At 60.6% G+C, this 17398-nt stretch carries 14 protein-coding genes; 4 read left to right on the forward strand and 10 right to left on the reverse strand.

Features of this window, described 5'->3' with window-relative positions:
• Positions 1-411: 411 nt before the first annotated feature.
• The gene (locus E4T63_RS10435; protein WP_003223691.1) at positions 412-750 is read right to left on the reverse strand and encodes a DUF6124 family protein; all 339 of its coding nucleotides are present in this window, start codon (positions 748-750) and stop codon (positions 412-414) included.
• A gap of 131 nt (positions 751-881) precedes the next feature.
• Between E4T63_RS10435 and E4T63_RS10440 the strand changes: the two genes are divergently transcribed.
• On the forward strand, positions 882-1541 hold the full coding sequence (locus E4T63_RS10440) for a LexA family protein (RefSeq protein ID WP_027614618.1): 660 nt from the start codon (positions 882-884) through the stop codon (positions 1539-1541).
• A gap of 39 nt (positions 1542-1580) precedes the next feature.
• On the opposite strand, the gene E4T63_RS10445 is transcribed toward E4T63_RS10440, so the two are convergent.
• From E4T63_RS10445 to E4T63_RS10460, 4 genes are all read right to left on the reverse strand, one after another.
• Positions 1581-3530 carry an acetyl/propionyl/methylcrotonyl-CoA carboxylase subunit alpha gene (locus E4T63_RS10445; protein ID WP_135295413.1) on the reverse strand — a complete coding sequence of 650 codons (1950 nt, stop codon included), beginning with the start codon at positions 3528-3530 and terminating at the stop codon, positions 1581-1583.
• Complete coding sequence (locus tag E4T63_RS10450) at positions 3530-4345, reverse strand: gamma-carboxygeranoyl-CoA hydratase (RefSeq protein ID WP_135295414.1); 816 nt, start codon at positions 4343-4345, stop codon at positions 3530-3532. The genes E4T63_RS10445 and E4T63_RS10450 overlap by 1 nt, the downstream gene beginning before the upstream one ends.
• Positions 4346-4464: 119 nt before the next feature.
• Complete coding sequence (locus E4T63_RS10455) at positions 4465-6072, reverse strand: carboxyl transferase domain-containing protein (RefSeq protein ID WP_135295415.1); 1608 nt, start codon at positions 6070-6072, stop codon at positions 4465-4467.
• 12 nt (positions 6073-6084) lie between these two features.
• Entirely contained in the window at positions 6085-7248 is a 1164-nt protein-coding gene (locus tag E4T63_RS10460; protein ID WP_007961115.1) for an isovaleryl-CoA dehydrogenase, read from the reverse strand.
• A 359-nt stretch (positions 7249-7607) separates the two neighbouring features.
• Between E4T63_RS10460 and E4T63_RS10465 the strand changes: the two genes are divergently transcribed.
• Positions 7608-9302: an AMP-binding protein gene (locus tag E4T63_RS10465; protein ID WP_135295416.1), complete on the forward strand. Its 1695-nt coding sequence runs from the start codon at positions 7608-7610 to the stop codon at positions 9300-9302.
• Between the two features lie 629 nt (positions 9303-9931).
• Here the strand turns inward: E4T63_RS10465 and E4T63_RS10470 are convergent.
• The 3 genes from E4T63_RS10470 to E4T63_RS10485 all read right to left on the reverse strand — a co-directional run bounded on the left by E4T63_RS10470 (position 9932) and on the right by E4T63_RS10485 (position 12500).
• Positions 9932-10831: a hydroxymethylglutaryl-CoA lyase gene (locus E4T63_RS10470; protein WP_135295417.1), complete on the reverse strand. Its 900-nt coding sequence runs from the start codon at positions 10829-10831 to the stop codon at positions 9932-9934.
• Between the two features lie 143 nt (positions 10832-10974).
• Positions 10975-11373, reverse strand: a complete 399-nt coding sequence (locus E4T63_RS10480) for a MerR family transcriptional regulator (RefSeq protein WP_098968123.1) — start codon at positions 11371-11373, stop codon at positions 10975-10977.
• A 197-nt stretch (positions 11374-11570) separates the two neighbouring features.
• Entirely contained in the window at positions 11571-12500 is a 930-nt protein-coding gene (locus E4T63_RS10485) for a LysR family transcriptional regulator (protein WP_135295418.1), read from the reverse strand.
• A gap of 157 nt (positions 12501-12657) precedes the next feature.
• On the opposite strand from E4T63_RS10485, the gene E4T63_RS10490 reads away from it, so the two are divergent.
• Positions 12658-13887, forward strand: a complete 1230-nt coding sequence (locus E4T63_RS10490; protein ID WP_135295419.1) for an acyl-CoA dehydrogenase — start codon at positions 12658-12660, stop codon at positions 13885-13887.
• Positions 13888-14018: 131 nt separating this feature from the next.
• Here the strand turns inward: E4T63_RS10490 and E4T63_RS10495 are convergent, their stop codons facing one another.
• Both E4T63_RS10495 and xthA read right to left on the reverse strand, forming a co-directional pair.
• The gene (locus E4T63_RS10495) at positions 14019-15353 is read right to left on the reverse strand and encodes a substrate-binding domain-containing protein (protein WP_135295420.1); all 1335 of its coding nucleotides are present in this window, start codon (positions 15351-15353) and stop codon (positions 14019-14021) included.
• A gap of 240 nt (positions 15354-15593) precedes the next feature.
• A complete protein-coding gene (xthA, locus tag E4T63_RS10500) occupies positions 15594-16406 on the reverse strand; it encodes an exodeoxyribonuclease III (protein WP_135295421.1) in 813 nt (270 codons plus the stop codon).
• 305 nt (positions 16407-16711) lie between these two features.
• Between xthA and E4T63_RS10505 the strand changes: the two genes are divergently transcribed.
• Positions 16712-17362 carry a GNAT family N-acetyltransferase gene (locus E4T63_RS10505; protein ID WP_135295422.1) on the forward strand — a complete coding sequence of 217 codons (651 nt, stop codon included), beginning with the start codon at positions 16712-16714 and terminating at the stop codon, positions 17360-17362.
• Positions 17363-17398: the final 36 nt, after the last annotated feature.

The following is a 17398-nucleotide window of genomic DNA, read 5'->3' on the forward strand; positions in this document are numbered from 1 at the left end:
TGCGGGTTGCGGTGGGGGGCGTCTTCCGTGACGCGCAAGCAGCTTAGAGACTGTGCGATTGATTCTCAAGTGCTAATTGTCATTAGTTTGCCCCAATCTGGCCGGGCTTTGCTTGCCAAGCGATATTCTTTTGATATTATCCGCGCCATCGAATTTGCAGCACCCAAAGACTTCATTAGCCTGAAGCCATAAGCCCGAAAAGCGGGCAAAAAAAGACCCGGCAAAAAGCCGGGTCAAAAACCGTGATTAGCCTGATGAGGAGATAGTCCAGAAGACCGACCTAAGGTCTCTGGTCCATCGACTGATCTCGCGACCAGCTGCTTGCAATAATAATCATTATCATTTGCAAGTCAAATGTTTTTATCTGCGCGATTGGAAAACTCTTTCCTGTCCGTCCGCTTCCCGTGTCCGTCAGAGCTGTTCGCCATCAATTGAATGGTCGACCATCGCTCGCGCCATATCCACCATATGCACCACCGAAAATGCCAGGTCGCGGCTCGCGCCCTGCAGGTTTTCGGCTGCCTTGAAGGCGGTGGCGGCTGCGCAGCGCAACAGATCCGACGCGTGCACGAGGGCCTCTTCGCCGCTGAGATGGCGTTTCACATCAAAAAAACGTTCATCTACCTCGGGTTCTGACACAGCTGGTTTCAAGTAATAGTCCAGTGCTCGCTGCGCTGCTGCATTGCCTTGAGGGGAGGTGAACGTGGTGTCCATTTGCAGATCGGGCAAGTCTTTGCTGCTGATATTCATGGTGAAGGGTCACTCCTTGTTCGATTGAAAGTCCGTGCTTCCAGCATAGTACGATGCGTAGTTGTGACCAGAATTTAAATACTACAATATGTGTTTTGCCGGCCGAAGGCGGGGCAAGTAAGGTGCCGCACATGGATAAATGGATTGAGTTGGTCAAGGCCAAAATGAGTGAACTCAAAATCACTCAAACAGAGCTCGGAGAGCGCGTCGGCATGTCCCAGGGCGGGATCGGCCATTGGCTGAACAAACGTCGCGAGCCGGGGATTACGGAAATGAACCGCGTATTGCAAGCGCTGGGCATGGACTTCCTGGAAGTGGTGCTGGTGATTCGCGAGCCGCAGGAGACCGACGATGACGAGATGCCGCTGGCGCAGAAGTACAACCCGTATTTCCGCTATCCGGTCAGCGATTGGCACACGCCGTGCGAATCGCGTGAGAGTGCAACCGCCGCTTACGCCCCGTCACATGACAAGCAGCGCTTCGAACTGACGGACTATCACGCCCGTGGCGCAGCGTTCTGGCTGACCGTGACGGGAAACTCGATGACCGCACCTTCCGGCCAGAGCATCGCCGAAGGCATGCTGATCCTGGTGGATCCGGAGGTGGAGGCGCTGCCCGGCAAGCTGGTGATCGCCCAGTGGCAGGGCTGCGATGAAGCGATCTTTCGCAAGCTCGACGAAGAGGGCGGCCAGCGTTATCTGGTACCGCTCAATCCGACCTGGCCTAAAGCCCTGTTCACCGATGAGTGTCGAATCATCGGCGTGGTGGTTCAGGCCACGGCGCGTTTCTAGTCAGATCGATCCTCGCTCGGCGTAGGATCGATCTCCCATTTACTCGGCTTCCAGTTCCACCAAAGCGCTGCCTTCGCCGACCATTTCGCCTTCCTGGCAATACAGCGCTTTGATCACTCCCGCATGGGGCGCGCGAATGCTGTGCTCCATCTTCATCGCCTCCAGCACCACCAGTTGCGCACCGGCCTCGACCGATTGCCCGGCCTCCACCAACACCCGCACGATGCTGCCGTTCATGGGCGCAGTCAGACCGCCCTGATGGCTGTGGCTGGCGTCGACGGCGCTGATCGGGTCATACGCCTGAATGCGCCGCAACTCGCCGTCCCATTGCAGGTACAGCGAATCGCCCTGGCGAATTGCCCGCAGGACACGGCGTACGCCATCGTGCTCGACCACCAGTGCTTCACCGGACAGTGTGGCGTTGCCTGAGCTATTCAGCGTCAGCGCCCGATCCTGGCCCTCGCAGCTCAAATGCAAAGTGACTTCTGCCGGCAGACCGGCGCGCAAACCACTGTTCAAGGCCCACGGCGACTCCGGATCATCCGCCCGAACAGTACCCGGCAAACTCTGCGCGAAAGCCTGCGCTGCCGTATTCCAGAACCCATCACTCAGTTCACCCGGAGCCGGCAGCAGCGTTTCCTGATAACGCGGAATAAACCCGGTATCCAGCTCCGCAGCGGCGAACGCCGAATGCGCGATGATCCGCCGCAAAAAGTTGATGTTGGTCTTCAAGCCGCCAATCGCGAACTCATCAAGCATGCTCAACAGCCGTAGGCGCGCCTGTTCGCGATCTTCGCCCCAGGCGATCAGCTTGCCGAGCATCGGGTCATAGAACGGCGAAATTTCATCGTCTTCTGCAACCCCGCTATCCACCCGACGCCCCGGTCCGGCGGCCGATTCACGGTAAAGCTCCAGACGTCCGGTGGCGGGCAGGAAATCATTCGCCGGATCTTCGGCATACAGGCGCACTTCAATCGCATGGCCATTGAGCGGCACTTGTTCCTGTGTGATCGGCAACGCTTCACCGCGTGCCACACGAATCTGCCACGCCACCAGATCAAGACCGGTGATCGCTTCGGTGACCGGGTGTTCGACCTGCAGGCGCGTGTTCATCTCCATGAAGAAGAATTCGCCGCGCGCATCGAGCAGAAACTCCACGGTGCCGGCACCGACGTAACCGATCGCCTGCGCCGAACGCACCGCCGCTTCGCCCATGGCGCGGCGCAGTTCCGGGGTCAGGCCCGGGGCCGGGGCTTCTTCGACGACCTTCTGGTGCCGGCGCTGGATCGAGCAATCACGCTCGTTGAGGTACAGGCAGTTGCCATGCTGATCGGCGAACACCTGAATTTCCACATGGCGTGGTTTGAGCAGGTATTTCTCCACCAGCATCCGCGAATCGCCGAACGACGACTGCGCCTCACGCTGCGCCGAGGCCAGCGCTTCGGCCAGTTGGCTGACGTCCTCAACCACTTTCATACCTTTGCCGCCGCCACCGGCCGTGGCCTTGAGCAGCACCGGATAGCCAATGCGTGCGCAGGCATCGCGGAAGGTTTCGAGATCCTGCGCCTCGCCGTGATAGCCCGGCACCAGCGGCACACCGGCGGTTTCCATCAGCGCCTTGGCTGCGGATTTGCTGCCCATCGCGTCGATGGCCGAAGCGGGCGGACCGAGGAAAATCAGCCCGGCCTGTTCAATGGCACGGGCGAAACCGGCATTCTCCGACAGGAAACCGTACCCCGGGTGAATCGCCTGCGCGCCGCTGGCCTTGGCCGCCGCGATCAGCTTGTCGATTTGCAGATAACTGTCGGCGGCTTTGCTGCCCCCGAGATCAACGCGGATATCCGCTTCGCGGCTGTGCCGCGCTTCGCGGTCGGTGGCGCTGTGCACGGCGACGGTGGTCAGGCCCAGCGCCTTGGCGGTACGCATGACCCGGCAAGCGATCTCGCCGCGGTTGGCCACCAGCAGGGTGGTGAGAACAGGTGCGCTCATCAACGCGGCTCCTTGGGGGTGGTTGCGGCTTGCCAGCTAGGTGCACGTTTTTGCAGAAAGGCGCGCAAGCCTTCCTGGCCTTCAGGGCTGACGCGGATGCGCGCGATGGCGTTTTCGGTGTAGCGGCGCAGCGCCGGGGTCAGCGCGCCGTTACCGACTTCGCGCAACAGATCCTTGCTGGCGCGCATCGCGGCCGGACTGTTGAGCAGCAGGTTGTCGATCCATTGTTCGACGGCTTGATCAAGCTCGGCAGCCGGATAGCTCTCGGACAACAAACCGATTTCTCGCGCACGCTGCCCGCCGAAGCGCTCGGCAGTCAGCGCATAACGACGCGCGGCACGTTCGCCGATGGCCTGCACCACGAACGGACTGATCACCGCCGGTGCCAGGCCGATGCGCACTTCCGACAGACAGAATTGCGCGTCATCGGCGCCGATTGCCATGTCGCAGCAACTGATCAGCCCCAGCGCGCCGCCGAACGCCGCGCCCTGCACCACGGCCACGGTCGGGATTTTCAGCTTGGCGAGGTTGTACATCAGCTCCGCCAGTTCGCGGGCATCGTCCAGGTTGGTGTGGTAATCGAGTTCGGCCGATTGCTGCATCCACGCCAGATCGGCGCCGGCGCTGAAATGCTTGCCACGCCCGCGCACCAACAGGAAACGCAGGCTGGCGTCGCTGGCAACCTTGTCCAGTGCGAGGATCAGTTCGCGGATCATTTCGGCGTTGAACGCGTTGTTTTTCTCCGCGCGGTTGAGCCACAGGGTGGCGAAACCCCGTGAGTCGTTGTGCAGTTCGAGGGTGTTGAAGTCGCTCATATTCTTCCGTCTCCACGGTTTCTGTGGGAGCGGGCTTGCTCGCGAAGACGGTCTGTCAGTTGCGGATACGTCGACTGATACACCGCTTTCGCGAGCAAGCCCGCTCCCACAAAAAAGCATCACATCCGGAACACGCCGAAGCGGCTCGGTTCGATAGGCGCGTTCAACGACGCGGACAAGGCCAAGGCCAGCACATCGCGGGTCTGCGCCGGGTCGATGACGCCGTCGTCCCATAGGCGTGCGCTGGAGTAGTAGGGGTGACCCTGCTCTTCGTACTGGTCGAGGATCGGTTGCTTGATCTCGGCTTCCTGCGCGGCGCTGAAGGCTTGGCCGCTGCGTTCGGCCTGCTCGCGCTTGACCTGCTCCAGCACACCCGCAGCCTGCTCGGCGCCCATCACGCCGATGCGCGCATTCGGCCACATCCACAGGAAGCGCGGATCGTAAGCGCGCCCGCACATGCCGTAGTTGCCGGCGCCGAAACTGCCGCCGATGATCACGGTGAATTTCGGCACTTTGGCGCAAGCCACGGCGGTCACCAGTTTCGCGCCGTGCTTGGCGATGCCGCCGGCCTCGTATTTCTGGCCGACCATGAACCCGGTGATGTTCTGCAGGAACAGCAGCGGAATGCCGCGCTGGCAGGCCAGTTCGATGAAGTGCGCGCCTTTCTGCGCGGCTTCGGCGAAGAGGATGCCGTTGTTGGCGAGGATCGCGATCGGGTAGCCATGCAGGTGCGCAAAACCGCAGACCAGGGTGGTGCCGAACAGCGCCTTGAATTCATCGAACACCGAACCGTCGACCAGCCGCGCAATCACTTCGCGCACGTCGAATGGCTGTTTGGCGTCGGCCGAAACCACGCCATATAACTCGTCGCTGGCGTACAGCGGCGCAATCGGCGTGCGCTGCTGCACTTCGCCGAGCTTGCGCCAGTTGAGGTTGGCGACGCTGCGGCGGGCGAGGGCGAGGGCGTGTTCGTCGCTCTCGGCGTAATGGTCGGCCACGCCGGAAATCTTGCAGTGCACATCGGCACCGCCGAGGTCTTCAGCGCTGACCACTTCTCCGGTCGCGGCTTTCACTAAAGGTGGGCCGGCGAGGAAAATCGTCGCCTGATTGCGCACCATGATTGCTTCGTCCGCCATCGCCGGCACATAGGCGCCGCCTGCGGTGCAGGAGCCCATGACCACGGCGATCTGCGGAATGCCCATGGCGCTCATGTTGGCCTGGTTGAAGAAGATCCGGCCAAAGTGCTCGCGATCCGGGAACACTTCGTCCTGACGCGGCAGGTTGGCGCCGCCCGAGTCCACCAGATAGATGCACGGCAGGCGGTTCTGCTGGGCGATGGTCTGCGCGCGCAGGTGTTTTTTCACGGTCAGCGGGTAGTACGAGCCACCTTTCACCGTCGCGTCGTTGGCGACGATCATGCACTCGACGCCTTCGACCCGGCCGATCCCGGCAATCACCCCGGCGGCTGGCACGTCTTCGCCATACACGGCGTGGGCGGCGAGCTGGCTGATCTCGAGAAACGGCGAGCCCGGATCAAGCAGGCGGTTGATGCGTTCGCGCGGGAGCAACTTGCCTCGCGAGGTGTGACGTTCCTGGGCTTTCGCACCGCCGCCCTGCGCCACTTGGGCGAGCAGGGTGTGCAGCGCGTCGACCTGTTCAAGCATCGCCGCGCTGTTGGCGGCGAACTCCGCTGAACGGGGATTGAGCTGGGTATGCAGGATAGCCATGTGCAGCTCCGTTTAGCGGGTTTCGTTGAACAGTTCGCGGCCGATCAGCATGCGCCGGATCTCGCTGGTGCCGGCGCCGATTTCGTACAGCTTGGCGTCACGCAGCAGACGTCCGGCCGGGAATTCGTTGATGTAGCCGTTGCCGCCAAGAATCTGGATCGCGTCGAGGGCCATTTGCGTGGCGCGCTCGGCGGTGTAGAGGATCACCCCGGCGGCGTCCTTGCGCGTGGTTTCGCCACGCTCGCAGGCCTGAGCGACTGCATACAGGTAGGCGCGGCTGGCGTTGAGCTGGGTGTACATGTCGGCGACTTTGCCCTGGATCAGCTGGAATTCGCCGATGCTCTGGCCGAACTGCTTGCGATCGTGGATGTACGGCACGATCAGGTCCATGCACGACTGCATGATCCCGGTCGGGCCGCCGGACAGCACCACGCGCTCGTAATCGAGGCCGCTCATCAGCACTTTCACGCCGCCATTGAGCACGCCGAGGATATTTTCTTCTGGCACTTCGACGTCATCGAAGAACAGCTCGCAGGTGTTGGAACCGCGCATGCCGAGCTTGTCGAACTTGTTGCTGCGGCTGAAGCCTTTCCAGTCGCGCTCGACGATGAACGCGGTGATGCCGTGCGGGCCTTTTTCCAGGTCGGTCTTGGCGTAGATCACGTAGGTGTTGGCGTCAGGGCCGTTGGTGATCCAGGTCTTGCTGCCATTGAGCACGAAGCGGTCGCCGCGTTTGTCGGCGCGCAGTTTCATCGAGACCACGTCGGAACCGGCGTTCGGCTCGCTCATGGCGAGTGCACCAACGTGTTCGCCGCTGATCAGCTTCGGCAGGTATTTGGATTTCTGTTCGTGGTTGCCGTTGCGGTTGATCTGGTTGACGCAGAGATTGGAGTGCGCGCCGTAGGACAGCGCCACGGAAGCCGAGCCGCGGCTGATTTCTTCCATCGCCACCACGTGCGCCAGGTAACCCAGGCCCGCGCCGCCGTACTCTTCCGGCACGGTGATGCCGAGCAGGCCCATGTCACCGAATTTGCGCCACATGTCGGCCGGGAACAGGTTGTCGCGGTCGATCTGCGCGGCGCGTGGGGCGATCTGATCGGCGACGAAGGACTGAACCTGATCGCGCAGCATGTCGATGGTTTCACCGAGGGCGAAGTTCAGGGATGGGTAGCTCATGGGTCACCTTTTGGCTTTTTTGTAGGGTGGGGAGGGCGGTCGAACGGCTCTCACCTTTACGTTAACGTAAGCCTGTGACGAATGGCTGTCAATCACCCTTTACGTTAACGTCAACATAGGCGAGAGTAGGACCAGTTCAGGATTGAAAGCGGAGTGCTTTTGGTGGGAGCGGGCTTGTGTGGTGAGGGGATTCATCCCCGATGGTTGGCGAAGCCGACCCAAAACCTGTGAATGCGGTTCAACAGGAAAAACTGAGGGTGCGCTTCGCACACCATCGGGGATGAATCCCCTCGCCACAGTTGACTCCCGCCAAGAGCAAAATCCCGGTAAACCCACTAATAAAGACAATAGGGGTCATCATGGATCAACCCAGTGCAAACCCGCAGCGCAGCTACACCCGTGGCTCACAGGACAAAGCCTTGCTGACGATGACCATCGGGCAAAAGTTTGACCAGACGGTTGCGCAACACCCGCACGGCGAAGCGCTGGTCGTACGTCACCAGCAATTGCGTTACACCTGGCGACAACTGGCCGATAGCGTCGACCTGCACGCCAGAGCCTTGCTGGCGCTGGGTTTGCAGGCGGGAGATCGGCTCGGTATCTGGGCGCCGAACTGTGCACAGTGGTGCATCACGCAAATCGCCACGGCGAAGCTCGGCGTGATCCTGGTCAACATCAACCCGGCCTACCGCAGCTCCGAACTGGAATACGTGCTCAAGCAGTCCGGTTGCCAGTGGCTGGTGTGCGCCGGCGCTTTCAAGTCCTCCAACTACCACGCCATGCTGCAAGGGCTGGTACCGGAACTCGCAGAGCAATCCATCGGCCATTTGTGCAGCGAACGTCTGGCGGATTTGCGCGGGGTGATCAGCCTCGACGCACAGCCACCGTCGGGCTTCCTGCCGTGGTCGCAACTGGCCGATCTGGCGAGCAGAGTTTCGCCCGAACAACTGCGTGAGCGCAGCGACAGCCTGCACTTCGATCAACCGGTGAATATCCAGTACACCTCCGGCACCACCGGTTTCCCCAAGGGCGCGACCCTCAGTCACTACAACATCCTCAACAACGGTTACATGGTCGGCGAAAGCATCGGCCTGACCCCGAGCGACCGCCTGGTGATCCCCGTGCCGCTGTATCACTGCTTCGGCATGGTCATGGGCAACCTCGGCTGCATCACCCACGCCAGCACCATGATCTACCCCAACGACGCGTTCGACCCGTTACTGACCCTGCAAACCGTCGCCGAAGAACAAGCCACCGGCCTCTATGGCGTGCCGACCATGTTCATTGCCATGCTCGATCAGCCGCAGCGCGCCGTGTTCGATCTGTCGACCCTGCGCACCGGGATCATGGCCGGCGCCACTTGCCCGATCGAGGTAATGCGCCGGGTCATCAGCGAGATGCACATGAGCGAAGTGCAGATTGCCTACGGCATGACCGAGACCAGTCCGGTGTCGCTGCAGACCGGGCCGAACGATGAGCTGGAACTGCGCGTGACCACCGTCGGCCGCACCCAGCCACAACTGGAAAGCAAGATCATCGACGAGGCGGGCAACCTGGTGCCGCGCGGCACGATCGGTGAGCTGTGCACCCGCGGTTACAGTGTGATGCTCGGTTACTGGAGCAACCCGCAAGCCACGGCCGAAGCCATCGACGAGGCCGGCTGGATGCACACCGGCGACCTGGCGAGCATGAACGATGAGGGTTACGTGAACATCGCCGGGCGCAACAAGGACATGATCATCCGTGGGGGCGAAAACATTTATCCGCGTGAGCTGGAGGAGTTTTTCTTCACCCACCCGGCGGTGGCGGACGTGCAGGTGATCGGCATTCCGTGCGCGCGTTACGGTGAGGAGATTGTCGCCTGGATCAAATTCCACTCCGGCCACAATGCCTCCGAGCTGGAGCTGCAAACCTGGTGCAAGGAACGTATTGCGCACTTCAAGACGCCACGGCACTTCAAGTTCGTCGAAGAGTTTCCGATGACGGTGACGGGCAAGATCCAGAAATTTCGGATGCGTGAAATAAGCATCGAGGAGCTGAAGGCGCTGCATTGAAGATCAAAAGATCGCAGCCTGCGGCAGCTCCTACAGGGGATCGGTGTAGGAGCTGCCGCAGGCTGCGATCTTTTAAAAAACATAAATCAGAGAAAGCACAAAGGGGAGCCGAAGCTCCCCTTTAATTTTGTCGTCGCGTGCTCTTTTTTATTATTGAGGGGCGGTCTGTTGTTGTTTTTGGCAACCGTGGCCCTTTACCGCTGTTTTTGGCGACCCCCATCCGGGGTCAAGAGCAAACGTATTTTTTTGAGCGCTGATCTGCTTTCTCGTTAAACGATCCAACCGATTCGGGAGCTACCTGAAGGTAGTTTTATTGTTCTCTGCCCGGTTGCGGGTCACTCCTGAGAGCACCCTGAAAAGCACATCTTCTCCAAAAAAATCTGTTAGCTGCGTCTCTGCCGTGTTGTTTTTGTTATGTCAGAGTCGGTACGTCTTATTTTTATTGGTTTGCTGCTTTTTATTCTTGTTATGCCATAGAGATAGCAGAAGCCGTGCCAACTTTTTAAAACCCTTGTAAATCAAGGGTTTGAGGTTTTTGCAGGATTTTTCCTTCAGGGCAAACCAGACAATTTGTTTCCGTGTTACTCGACTACGCCCACGTTTCAGACACAGCGGTAACACCTTCGCCCTCATTGTGCGTTACGGGCCTTGGCCACACGCGAACCGCTCGGGCGACCGAGCACCGCGCTGATCTGCTGACCCGCCGCAATCAGGGCGTCGAGGTCGATACCGCTCTCGATGCCCAGACCATTGAGCAGGTACACCACGTCTTCGGTGGCGACGTTACCGCTCGCGCCTTTGGCATACGGGCAGCCGCCGAGGCCGGCGATAGAGCTGTCAAATACCGCGATGCCTTCCAGCAGGCTGGCGTAGATGTTGGCCATCGCCTGGCCGTAGGTGTCGTGGAAGTGGCCAGCGAGTTTTTCCCGTGGCACTTGCGCCGCCACCACGTCGAACAACCTCCGCGTGGCGCCTGCGGTGCCGGTGCCGATGGTGTCGCCGAGGGACACTTCGTAGCAGCCCATCGCGTACAACTCGCGGGCGACCATCGCCACTTGTTCCGGCGCGACTTGGCCTTCATACGGGCAGCCGAGCACGCAGGACACGTAACCGCGCACGGTAACGCCGTGCTGTTTCGCGGCTTCCATGATCGGTGCGAAGCGCGCCAGGCTTTCGCTGATCGAGCAATTGATGTTGCGCTGCGAGAACGCCTCGGACGCCGCAGCGAACACCGCGACTTCTTTCACGCCGGCGGCCAGCGCGTCTTCAAAACCGCGCAGGTTCGGCGCCAGTGCGCCATAGGTCACGCCGGGCTTGCGCTGGATCTGCGCGAATACCTCGGCGGAGCCGGCCATCTGCGGCACCCATTTCGGGGAGACGAAACTGCCAACTTCGATATAACCCAAACCAGCCGCGCTCAGAGCGTCGACCAGTTGCACCTTGTCAGCGACGCTGATCGGCTGGGCTTCGTTCTGCAGGCCATCGCGCGGGCCGACTTCGATCAGGCGTACTTGGGAGGGGAGGGACATGGGTTGACCTGCTCTTCTGGATTCGAGGAGATCCCCTGTAGGAGTGAGCCTGCTCGCGATAGCGGTGAGTCAGTTAATATTTGCTCGACTGACACACCGCTATCGCGAGCAGGCTCACTCCTACAAGGGATTTGTGTTGTTTACTAGCTCGCCTGCTGGCCCTTGAGCGTCTGCTCCAACGCCTGCACGCAGCGCTCTTCAGCGGTGTCGAGTTCCAGTTTCATCTGTTCGATGTCGAGCAACTGCTGCTCGAGTTGTTCGCGGCGCTCGCTGATTTTCGCCAGCATGCTGTTGAGCTGTTTGGTGTTACCGCTGGACGGGTCGTACAGCTCGATCAGCTCACGGCATTCGGCCAGCGAAAAACCGATGCGCTTGCCGCGCAGGATCAGCTTCAGGCTGACTTTGTCGCGGGGCGAGTAGATGCGTTCCTGGCCACGGCGCTCGGGGCTGAGCAGGCCTTGTTCTTCATAAAAGCGGATCGCCCGGGTGGTGATGTCCAGCTCGCGGGCGAGGTCGGAAATGCTGTAAGTCTGGCTGCTCATGAAAGCGCTCGAAAAAAGGTCTTGGCGCTAAGCTAATGGCAGGTTGACGTTTACGTCAAGGTTCAAAGTGTGTGGCGCGAGTGCTGGCCTCTTCGCGAGCAGGCTCGCTCCCACACTCGGTCGCGTTTCTTCAGATGGAACGCGATCAACTGTGGGAGCGAGCCTGCTCGCGAAGAACGATAACGCGGTTGCCAGCCTTACGCCTTATCGAGCTTCTTCTCATGCGCCGTCACCTGCTGGCACAACTCGATCATCTGCTCGCGCATCCAGCGGTTCGCCGGGTCCTGATCGGTGCTTTCGTGCCAGTAAAGGTGAGTCTCCACCGGGGGCACGTCGTTGACCGGCAGGTTGAACGCATGCAAGTCATTACGCCGGGCAAAACGCTCGGGCACCGTCATCACCATGTCGGTCTGCTGCATCACCTGCGACGCCATCAGGTAATGCTGCGAGCGCAGGGCGATCTTGCGCTGAATACCCATTTTGCCTAGCGCCAGATCCACGTAGCCCAGACCACTGCGGCGGCTGGAGATGTGGATATGGGTCAGCGACAGGTAATCATCGAGGCTGAGCTTTTCCTTGCCCGCCAGCGGATGACCCTTGCGCATCGCACAGACGTAACGGTCTTCCATCAGCTTGACGTGGCGCACCTGCGGGTCGGTGTTGAGCGGTGCATCCACGGCGAAATCCAGACGTCCGGCGGCCAGTTCCTTGGTGGTCTCGCGGCGTTTGGACAGAAAGCTCTCGATGATCACCGTCGGCGCCAGACGCCGCAAACGCTGGAACAGCGGCGGCAGAATCACTGCCTCAGTGAGGTCGGTCATGCTGATGCGATAAGTCTTCACCGCTTGGGCCGGGTTGAAAATCCGGCTCTCCTGCACCGACACCCGCAGCAACGACAGCGCGTTGCGCACCGGGCCGATGATGTTCTGTGCCATCGGCGTCGGCACCATGCCCTGGGCGGTGCGCACGAACAGCGGATCGTTGAAGGTCTCGCGCAACCGCGCCAACGCGTTGGACACCGCCGGCTGGGTAATCCCGACAATCTGCCCGGCGCGGGTCAGGTTGGCTTCGGTGTAGATCGCGTCGAAGACGATGAAAAGGTTGAGGTCGACCTTACTCAGATTCATAACGCGGCTTCTCTTGTTCTAGGGGCTGACGATCAGCGGATCATATATCGGTGATGAATGTTTATACACGCCGAGAATAGGCTAGGTAAATTATCAACGCTGTTCTAGCATCGAATGCATGATCTGAACAACCTCTGCCCATAGAAGGTAATTGCTCATGGATTTCGCTTATTCGCCCAAGGTGCAAGAACTGCGTGAGCGCGTGACCGCGTTCATGGACACCTACGTTTACCCGGCCGAAGCGGTGTTTGAACGCCAGGTTGCCGAGGGCGATCGCTGGCAGCCGACCGCGATCATGGAAGAGCTCAAGGCCAAGGCCAAGGCCGAAGGTTTGTGGAATCTGTTCCTGCCCGAGTCAGAACTCGGTGCGGGTCTGACCAACCTCGAATATGCACCGCTGGCGGAAATCATGGGCCGTTCGTTGCTCGGGCCAGAGCCGTTCAACTGCTCGGCACCGGACACCGGCAACATGGAAGTGCTGGTGCGCTACGCCAACGAAGAACAGAAACAGCGCTGGCTCGAACCGCTGCTGCGCGGCGAGATCCGCTCGGCGTTCGCCATGACCGAACCGGACGTGGCCTCGTCCGACGCCACCAACATGGCCGCCCGCGCCGTGCGTGATGGCGACGAGTGGGTGATCAACGGCAAAAAGTGGTGGACCTCCGGCGCCTGTGATCCGCGCTGCAAGATCCTGATCTTCATGGGCCTGAGCAACCCCGACGCACCGCGCCATGCCCAGCACTCGATGATCCTCGTGCCGGTCGACACCCCCGGGGTGAAAATCGTCCGTCCGCTGCCGGTGTTCGGCTACGACGATGCACCCCACGGTCACGCTGAAGTGCTGTTCGACAACGTGCGCGTGCCGTACGAAAACGTCCTGCTCGGTGAGGGCCGCGGCTTCGAAATCGCCCAAGGGCGCCTGGGCCCGGGGCGGATTCACCACTGCATGCGGTCGATCGGCATGGCCGAGCGTGCGCTGGAATTGATGTGCAAACGCTCGGTGAGCCGCACCGCGTTCGGCAAGCCACTGGCGCGTCTGGGCGGTAACGTCGACAAGATTGCCGACTCGCGGATGGAAATCGACATGGCGCGCCTGCTGACGCTGAAAGCGGCGTACATGATGGACACCGTCGGTAACAAAGTGGCGAAGAGCGAGATCGCGCAGATCAAGGTCGTCGCACCGAACGTGGCCTTGCGGGTGATCGACCGGGCGATCCAGATGCACGGCGGGGCCGGGGTTTCGAACGATTTCCCGCTGGCCTACATGTACGCCATGCAACGCACCCTGCGCCTGGCCGACGGCCCGGACGAAGTGCACCGCGCGGCGATCGGCAAGTTCGAGATCGGCAAATATGTGCCGAAGGAAATGCTGCGTAGCGGTCATTAAGACCGCGCCGCCGGCTTCGCGAGCAGGCTCGCTCCCACATTCGACCGCATCCCGACTGGAAGAATGCGATCAAAAGTGGGAGCGGGCTTGCTCGCGAAGGGGCCCATGCATCCAGCACACCTGCATCAGATTCAGTACACCCAAACCTCAACCCGCCGATTCTTGATCCTGCCTTCATCCGCACTGTTCGCCGCCACCGGCATCAACGCGCCAAACCCGCGCACTTCGCGCATCACCACGCCGTTCTTCACCAATTCACGGCGCACCGCCATCGCCCGCAGCTTTGACAGCAGGTCGGCGCGGGCCGGATCGTCTTTCTCGTCGCCAAACCCCACCAGCGTCACCGCGCGCTCGGTCTTGTCATGGCGCTGTATATAGTCGAGCACCCGCGCCAGATCCTGCCGCGCCTTGTTGTCGAGGCTGGCGCTGCCTTCTTCGAAACGGAAATTCACCGTCAGACGCTGGGCATGGCGGCTGAGGGATTGATAACCCTCGGGCATCAGCGCATTCGGTGTCACGGTCATCGCGTGCACGGTCTGGCTGATGAAGCCGTTGGCCGCAACAATCTTCTGGCCCTGTGGGCTTTGCGCAAACGCCACCAGTGCCGATGCCCACGGATTCTGGTTGCCCGGCGGCAGATAAAAGAACAGGCGCCGCGACAGCGGATAGTCCTCAGTGGCAATCAGGCTGTTGAGCGGCAACATCGATTGCGATGCGCCGTCGGCAATCGCCACGGCTTTGGCCTGACGCACATACGGCAGACCGATGAAACCGATACCCTGCGGATCACTGCTCACCGCGTCGGACAATTGCTCGCTGGATTCGAAGCGTTTCGCACTGGAACTCAGACTTTTCCCACGCCGACCCAGCACCAGTTCCTTGAAGGTGTCGTAAGTGCCGGACTGATCATCCCGCGCATATAAATGAATCGCGCCGCCGCGACCGCCGAGGTCTTCCCAGGTTTTCACCTCACCGCTGAAGACCCGCGCCAGTTGCTCGGTGTCCAGTTGCTGCAGTGGGTTGCCGGGGTGAAGGATGATCGCCAGGCCGTCGATGGCAATCACCTGCTCGGCGGCGGCGCTTTTCAGATCGCCGAGCGCTTGCAGGCTGAGCAGTTCGCTGTCCTTGATCGGTCGGGAGGAGGCGGCGAGGTCGGCACTGGCACTTTTCAGTGCAGTGAAGCCGGTGCTGGAACCGTGGGCGGCGACTTCAATCATCACCCGTTTGCCTTGGGCAGTCTGGCCAACGATGTGTTGTTCGTTGGCGGCGTCGGGGTTCTCGCGGTGAATTTTCAGCAGGCCCTGGTCCTGTAGAAAGCCTTCGACCAGCGCCGGGCCGAGATCGGCGCCGATGGTGTTGGAACCCTGAATGCGCAATGCCGGGCCGTTTTCAGGGATGGGCAGGGCGGCGGCACTGACCGTCAGCCATGCACTCGACAGAAAAGCGAACAGAACACGCAGGATCATGCCGGCACCGAATCAAGCCAAGGGGATTGCCGGGGAGATTAAGTCAGGCGCATGACCAAAACATGACAGGGATCCAATGTAGGAGTGAGCCTGTGGTGAGGGGATTTATCCCCGATGGTTGGCGAAGCCGACCCAAAATCTTCATTTCGATCTACTAGAGACGACTGGGGCCGCTTCGCAGCCCATCGGGGATAAATCCCCTCACCACAGGCTTACTCCTACAGGGAGACGCGTTGTAAATCAGCTCAACTCAAGCCAGATCGGCGCATGATCCGACGGCTTTTCCATCCCGCGCAGTTCATAGTCCACGCCCGCATCCTTGACCCTTGGCAGCAAACCATGGGAGGCGAGGATCACGTCGATGCGCAGCCCGCGCTTCGGTTCGTCTTCAAAACCACGGCTGCGATAGTCGAACCAGCTGAACATGTCGGTCACGTCCGGGTTCAAGTGGCGATAGCTGTCGGTCAGGCCCCAGTTTTTCAGGCGGGCCATCCACTCGCGCTCTTCCGGCAGGAAGCTGCATTTGCCGGTTTTCAACCAGCGCTTCATGTTGTCCGGGCCGATGCCGATGTCGCAGTCCTCCGGGGAAATGTTCACATCGCCCATCACCACCAGCGGCTGTTCGTTGTGGAACTGGCTTTCCAGCAGGGTTTGCAGGTCGCTGTAAAAGCGTTGTTTGGCCGGGAATTTGGTCGGGTGATCGCGGCTTTCGCCCTGCGGGAAGTAGCCGTTCATGATGGTCACCGGCACGCCATTGGCGTCGGCGAAGGTGCCCCAGATAAAGCGGCGCTGCGCGTCTTCTTCATCGGTGGCGAAACCTTTGTGAATGGCTATCGGCTCTTTGCGCGAAAGCAGGGCGACGCCGTAATGGCCTTTCTGACCGTGGAAATAAACGTGGTAGCCCAGCGCACGCACTTCTTCCAGCGGGAACTGGTCGTCGTGGACCTTGGTTTCCTGCAGGCCGATCACGTCCGGCTGATGCTTTTCGATCAGCGCTGCCAGCTGATGCGGACGGGCGCGCAGTCCGTTGATGTTGAAGGAAACAATCTTCATGGTCGGCAGTCCTGGCAAAAGGGCGATGCTAGCTGACATGTGGGATGGGGGCCAGTGTGGGGTGGGAGAAATCATTTTTGTCTGTGGGATGTGGGTTGCCCGAGCTGACGCCATCGCGAGCAGGCTCACTCCTACAATTTGGAATGCGTACCCCTGTAGGAGTGAGCCTGCTCGCGATTGACGGCCGCCCGGTCGATGAAGAGTCTGGCTTGGTCTATACCTGTGGGGAACTGCGCCACCCGCAAAAGGTTCGTACCATCAAGAGCGCAGTCATTTGAGCCGCGCCCCGGGGGAGAATCACCGTCATGCCTGAAACCCAGACCGCCATCGCCGACATCAACATGCTCGACCGCGGTTACTCGCGCGAAGCCCGATCGCTGCTGTATCAGGCCTATCGCCACGAGCCGACCTTCGGTTACCTGTTCGAGGCCGAGCGGCCGGGTTACGAGCAGCGCGTGCGGGCCACGGTGCGTGAACTGGTCAAACAGCACTTTCTGCAGGATCAGCCGGCCATCGGCCTGTTAGTCAACGACCGGCTGATCGGCATCGCCCTGATCGCGCCGCCGCAGCGTCGCCTGGGCATCACCGAAAGTTGGGCATGGCGCCTGCGCATGGTGCTCAGCACCGGATTCCGCTGCACCCGGCGCTATCTGGAATATCACGATGCGGTGGCCGCCTGCGTGCCCAGCGACTCCGTGCACATGCTGCCGCTGCTGGGGATTCATCCGCAGTTTCAGGGCAAACACTTCGGCGAGCAGTTGCTGACGGCGGTTCACAACTGGTGCGCAGTGGATGAAACCTCGCAAGGCGTGGTGCTCGACACCGGCAACCCGCGCTACCTGGAATTCTATAAACGTCAGGGTTATGAGGAGATTGGCGAAGTGGCCGTCGGCCCGGTGCGCGAGCACGTGTTTTTCCACGCCAATCCGCAGGTGTTACAAACTGCAACGGCTTAGCCATAGAACTTTTTCGGAAATTTCCTGTTCTATCAC

The organism is Pseudomonas fluorescens, assembly GCF_004683905.1.
Taxonomy (GTDB): domain Bacteria; phylum Pseudomonadota; class Gammaproteobacteria; order Pseudomonadales; family Pseudomonadaceae; genus Aquipseudomonas; species Aquipseudomonas putida_A.

Bases quoted from the DNA above. Each gene is read 5' to 3' on its own strand.
- E4T63_RS10435 (WP_003223691.1), bottom strand. From the start codon at position 750: ATGAATATCAGCAGCAAAGACTTGCCCGATCTGCAAATGGACACCACG.
- E4T63_RS10440 (WP_027614618.1), top strand. From the start codon at position 882: ATGGATAAATGGATTGAGTTGGTCAAGGCCAAAATGAGTGAACTCAAA.
- E4T63_RS10445 (WP_135295413.1), bottom strand. From the start codon at position 3,530: ATGAGCGCACCTGTTCTCACCACCCTGCTGGTGGCCAACCGCGGCGAG.
- E4T63_RS10450 (WP_135295414.1), bottom strand. From the start codon at position 4,345: ATGAGCGACTTCAACACCCTCGAACTGCACAACGACTCACGGGGTTTC.
- E4T63_RS10455 (WP_135295415.1), bottom strand. From the start codon at position 6,072: ATGGCTATCCTGCATACCCAGCTCAATCCCCGTTCAGCGGAGTTCGCC.
- E4T63_RS10460 (WP_007961115.1), bottom strand. From the start codon at position 7,248: ATGAGCTACCCATCCCTGAACTTCGCCCTCGGTGAAACCATCGACATG.
- E4T63_RS10465 (WP_135295416.1), top strand. From the start codon at position 7,608: ATGGATCAACCCAGTGCAAACCCGCAGCGCAGCTACACCCGTGGCTCA.
- E4T63_RS10470 (WP_135295417.1), bottom strand. From the start codon at position 10,831: ATGTCCCTCCCCTCCCAAGTACGCCTGATCGAAGTCGGCCCGCGCGAT.
- E4T63_RS10480 (WP_098968123.1), bottom strand. From the start codon at position 11,373: ATGAGCAGCCAGACTTACAGCATTTCCGACCTCGCCCGCGAGCTGGAC.
- E4T63_RS10485 (WP_135295418.1), bottom strand. From the start codon at position 12,500: ATGAATCTGAGTAAGGTCGACCTCAACCTTTTCATCGTCTTCGACGCG.
- E4T63_RS10490 (WP_135295419.1), top strand. From the start codon at position 12,658: ATGGATTTCGCTTATTCGCCCAAGGTGCAAGAACTGCGTGAGCGCGTG.
- E4T63_RS10495 (WP_135295420.1), bottom strand. From the start codon at position 15,353: ATGATCCTGCGTGTTCTGTTCGCTTTTCTGTCGAGTGCATGGCTGACG.
- xthA (WP_135295421.1), bottom strand. From the start codon at position 16,406: ATGAAGATTGTTTCCTTCAACATCAACGGACTGCGCGCCCGTCCGCAT.
- E4T63_RS10505 (WP_135295422.1), top strand. From the start codon at position 16,712: ATGCCTGAAACCCAGACCGCCATCGCCGACATCAACATGCTCGACCGC.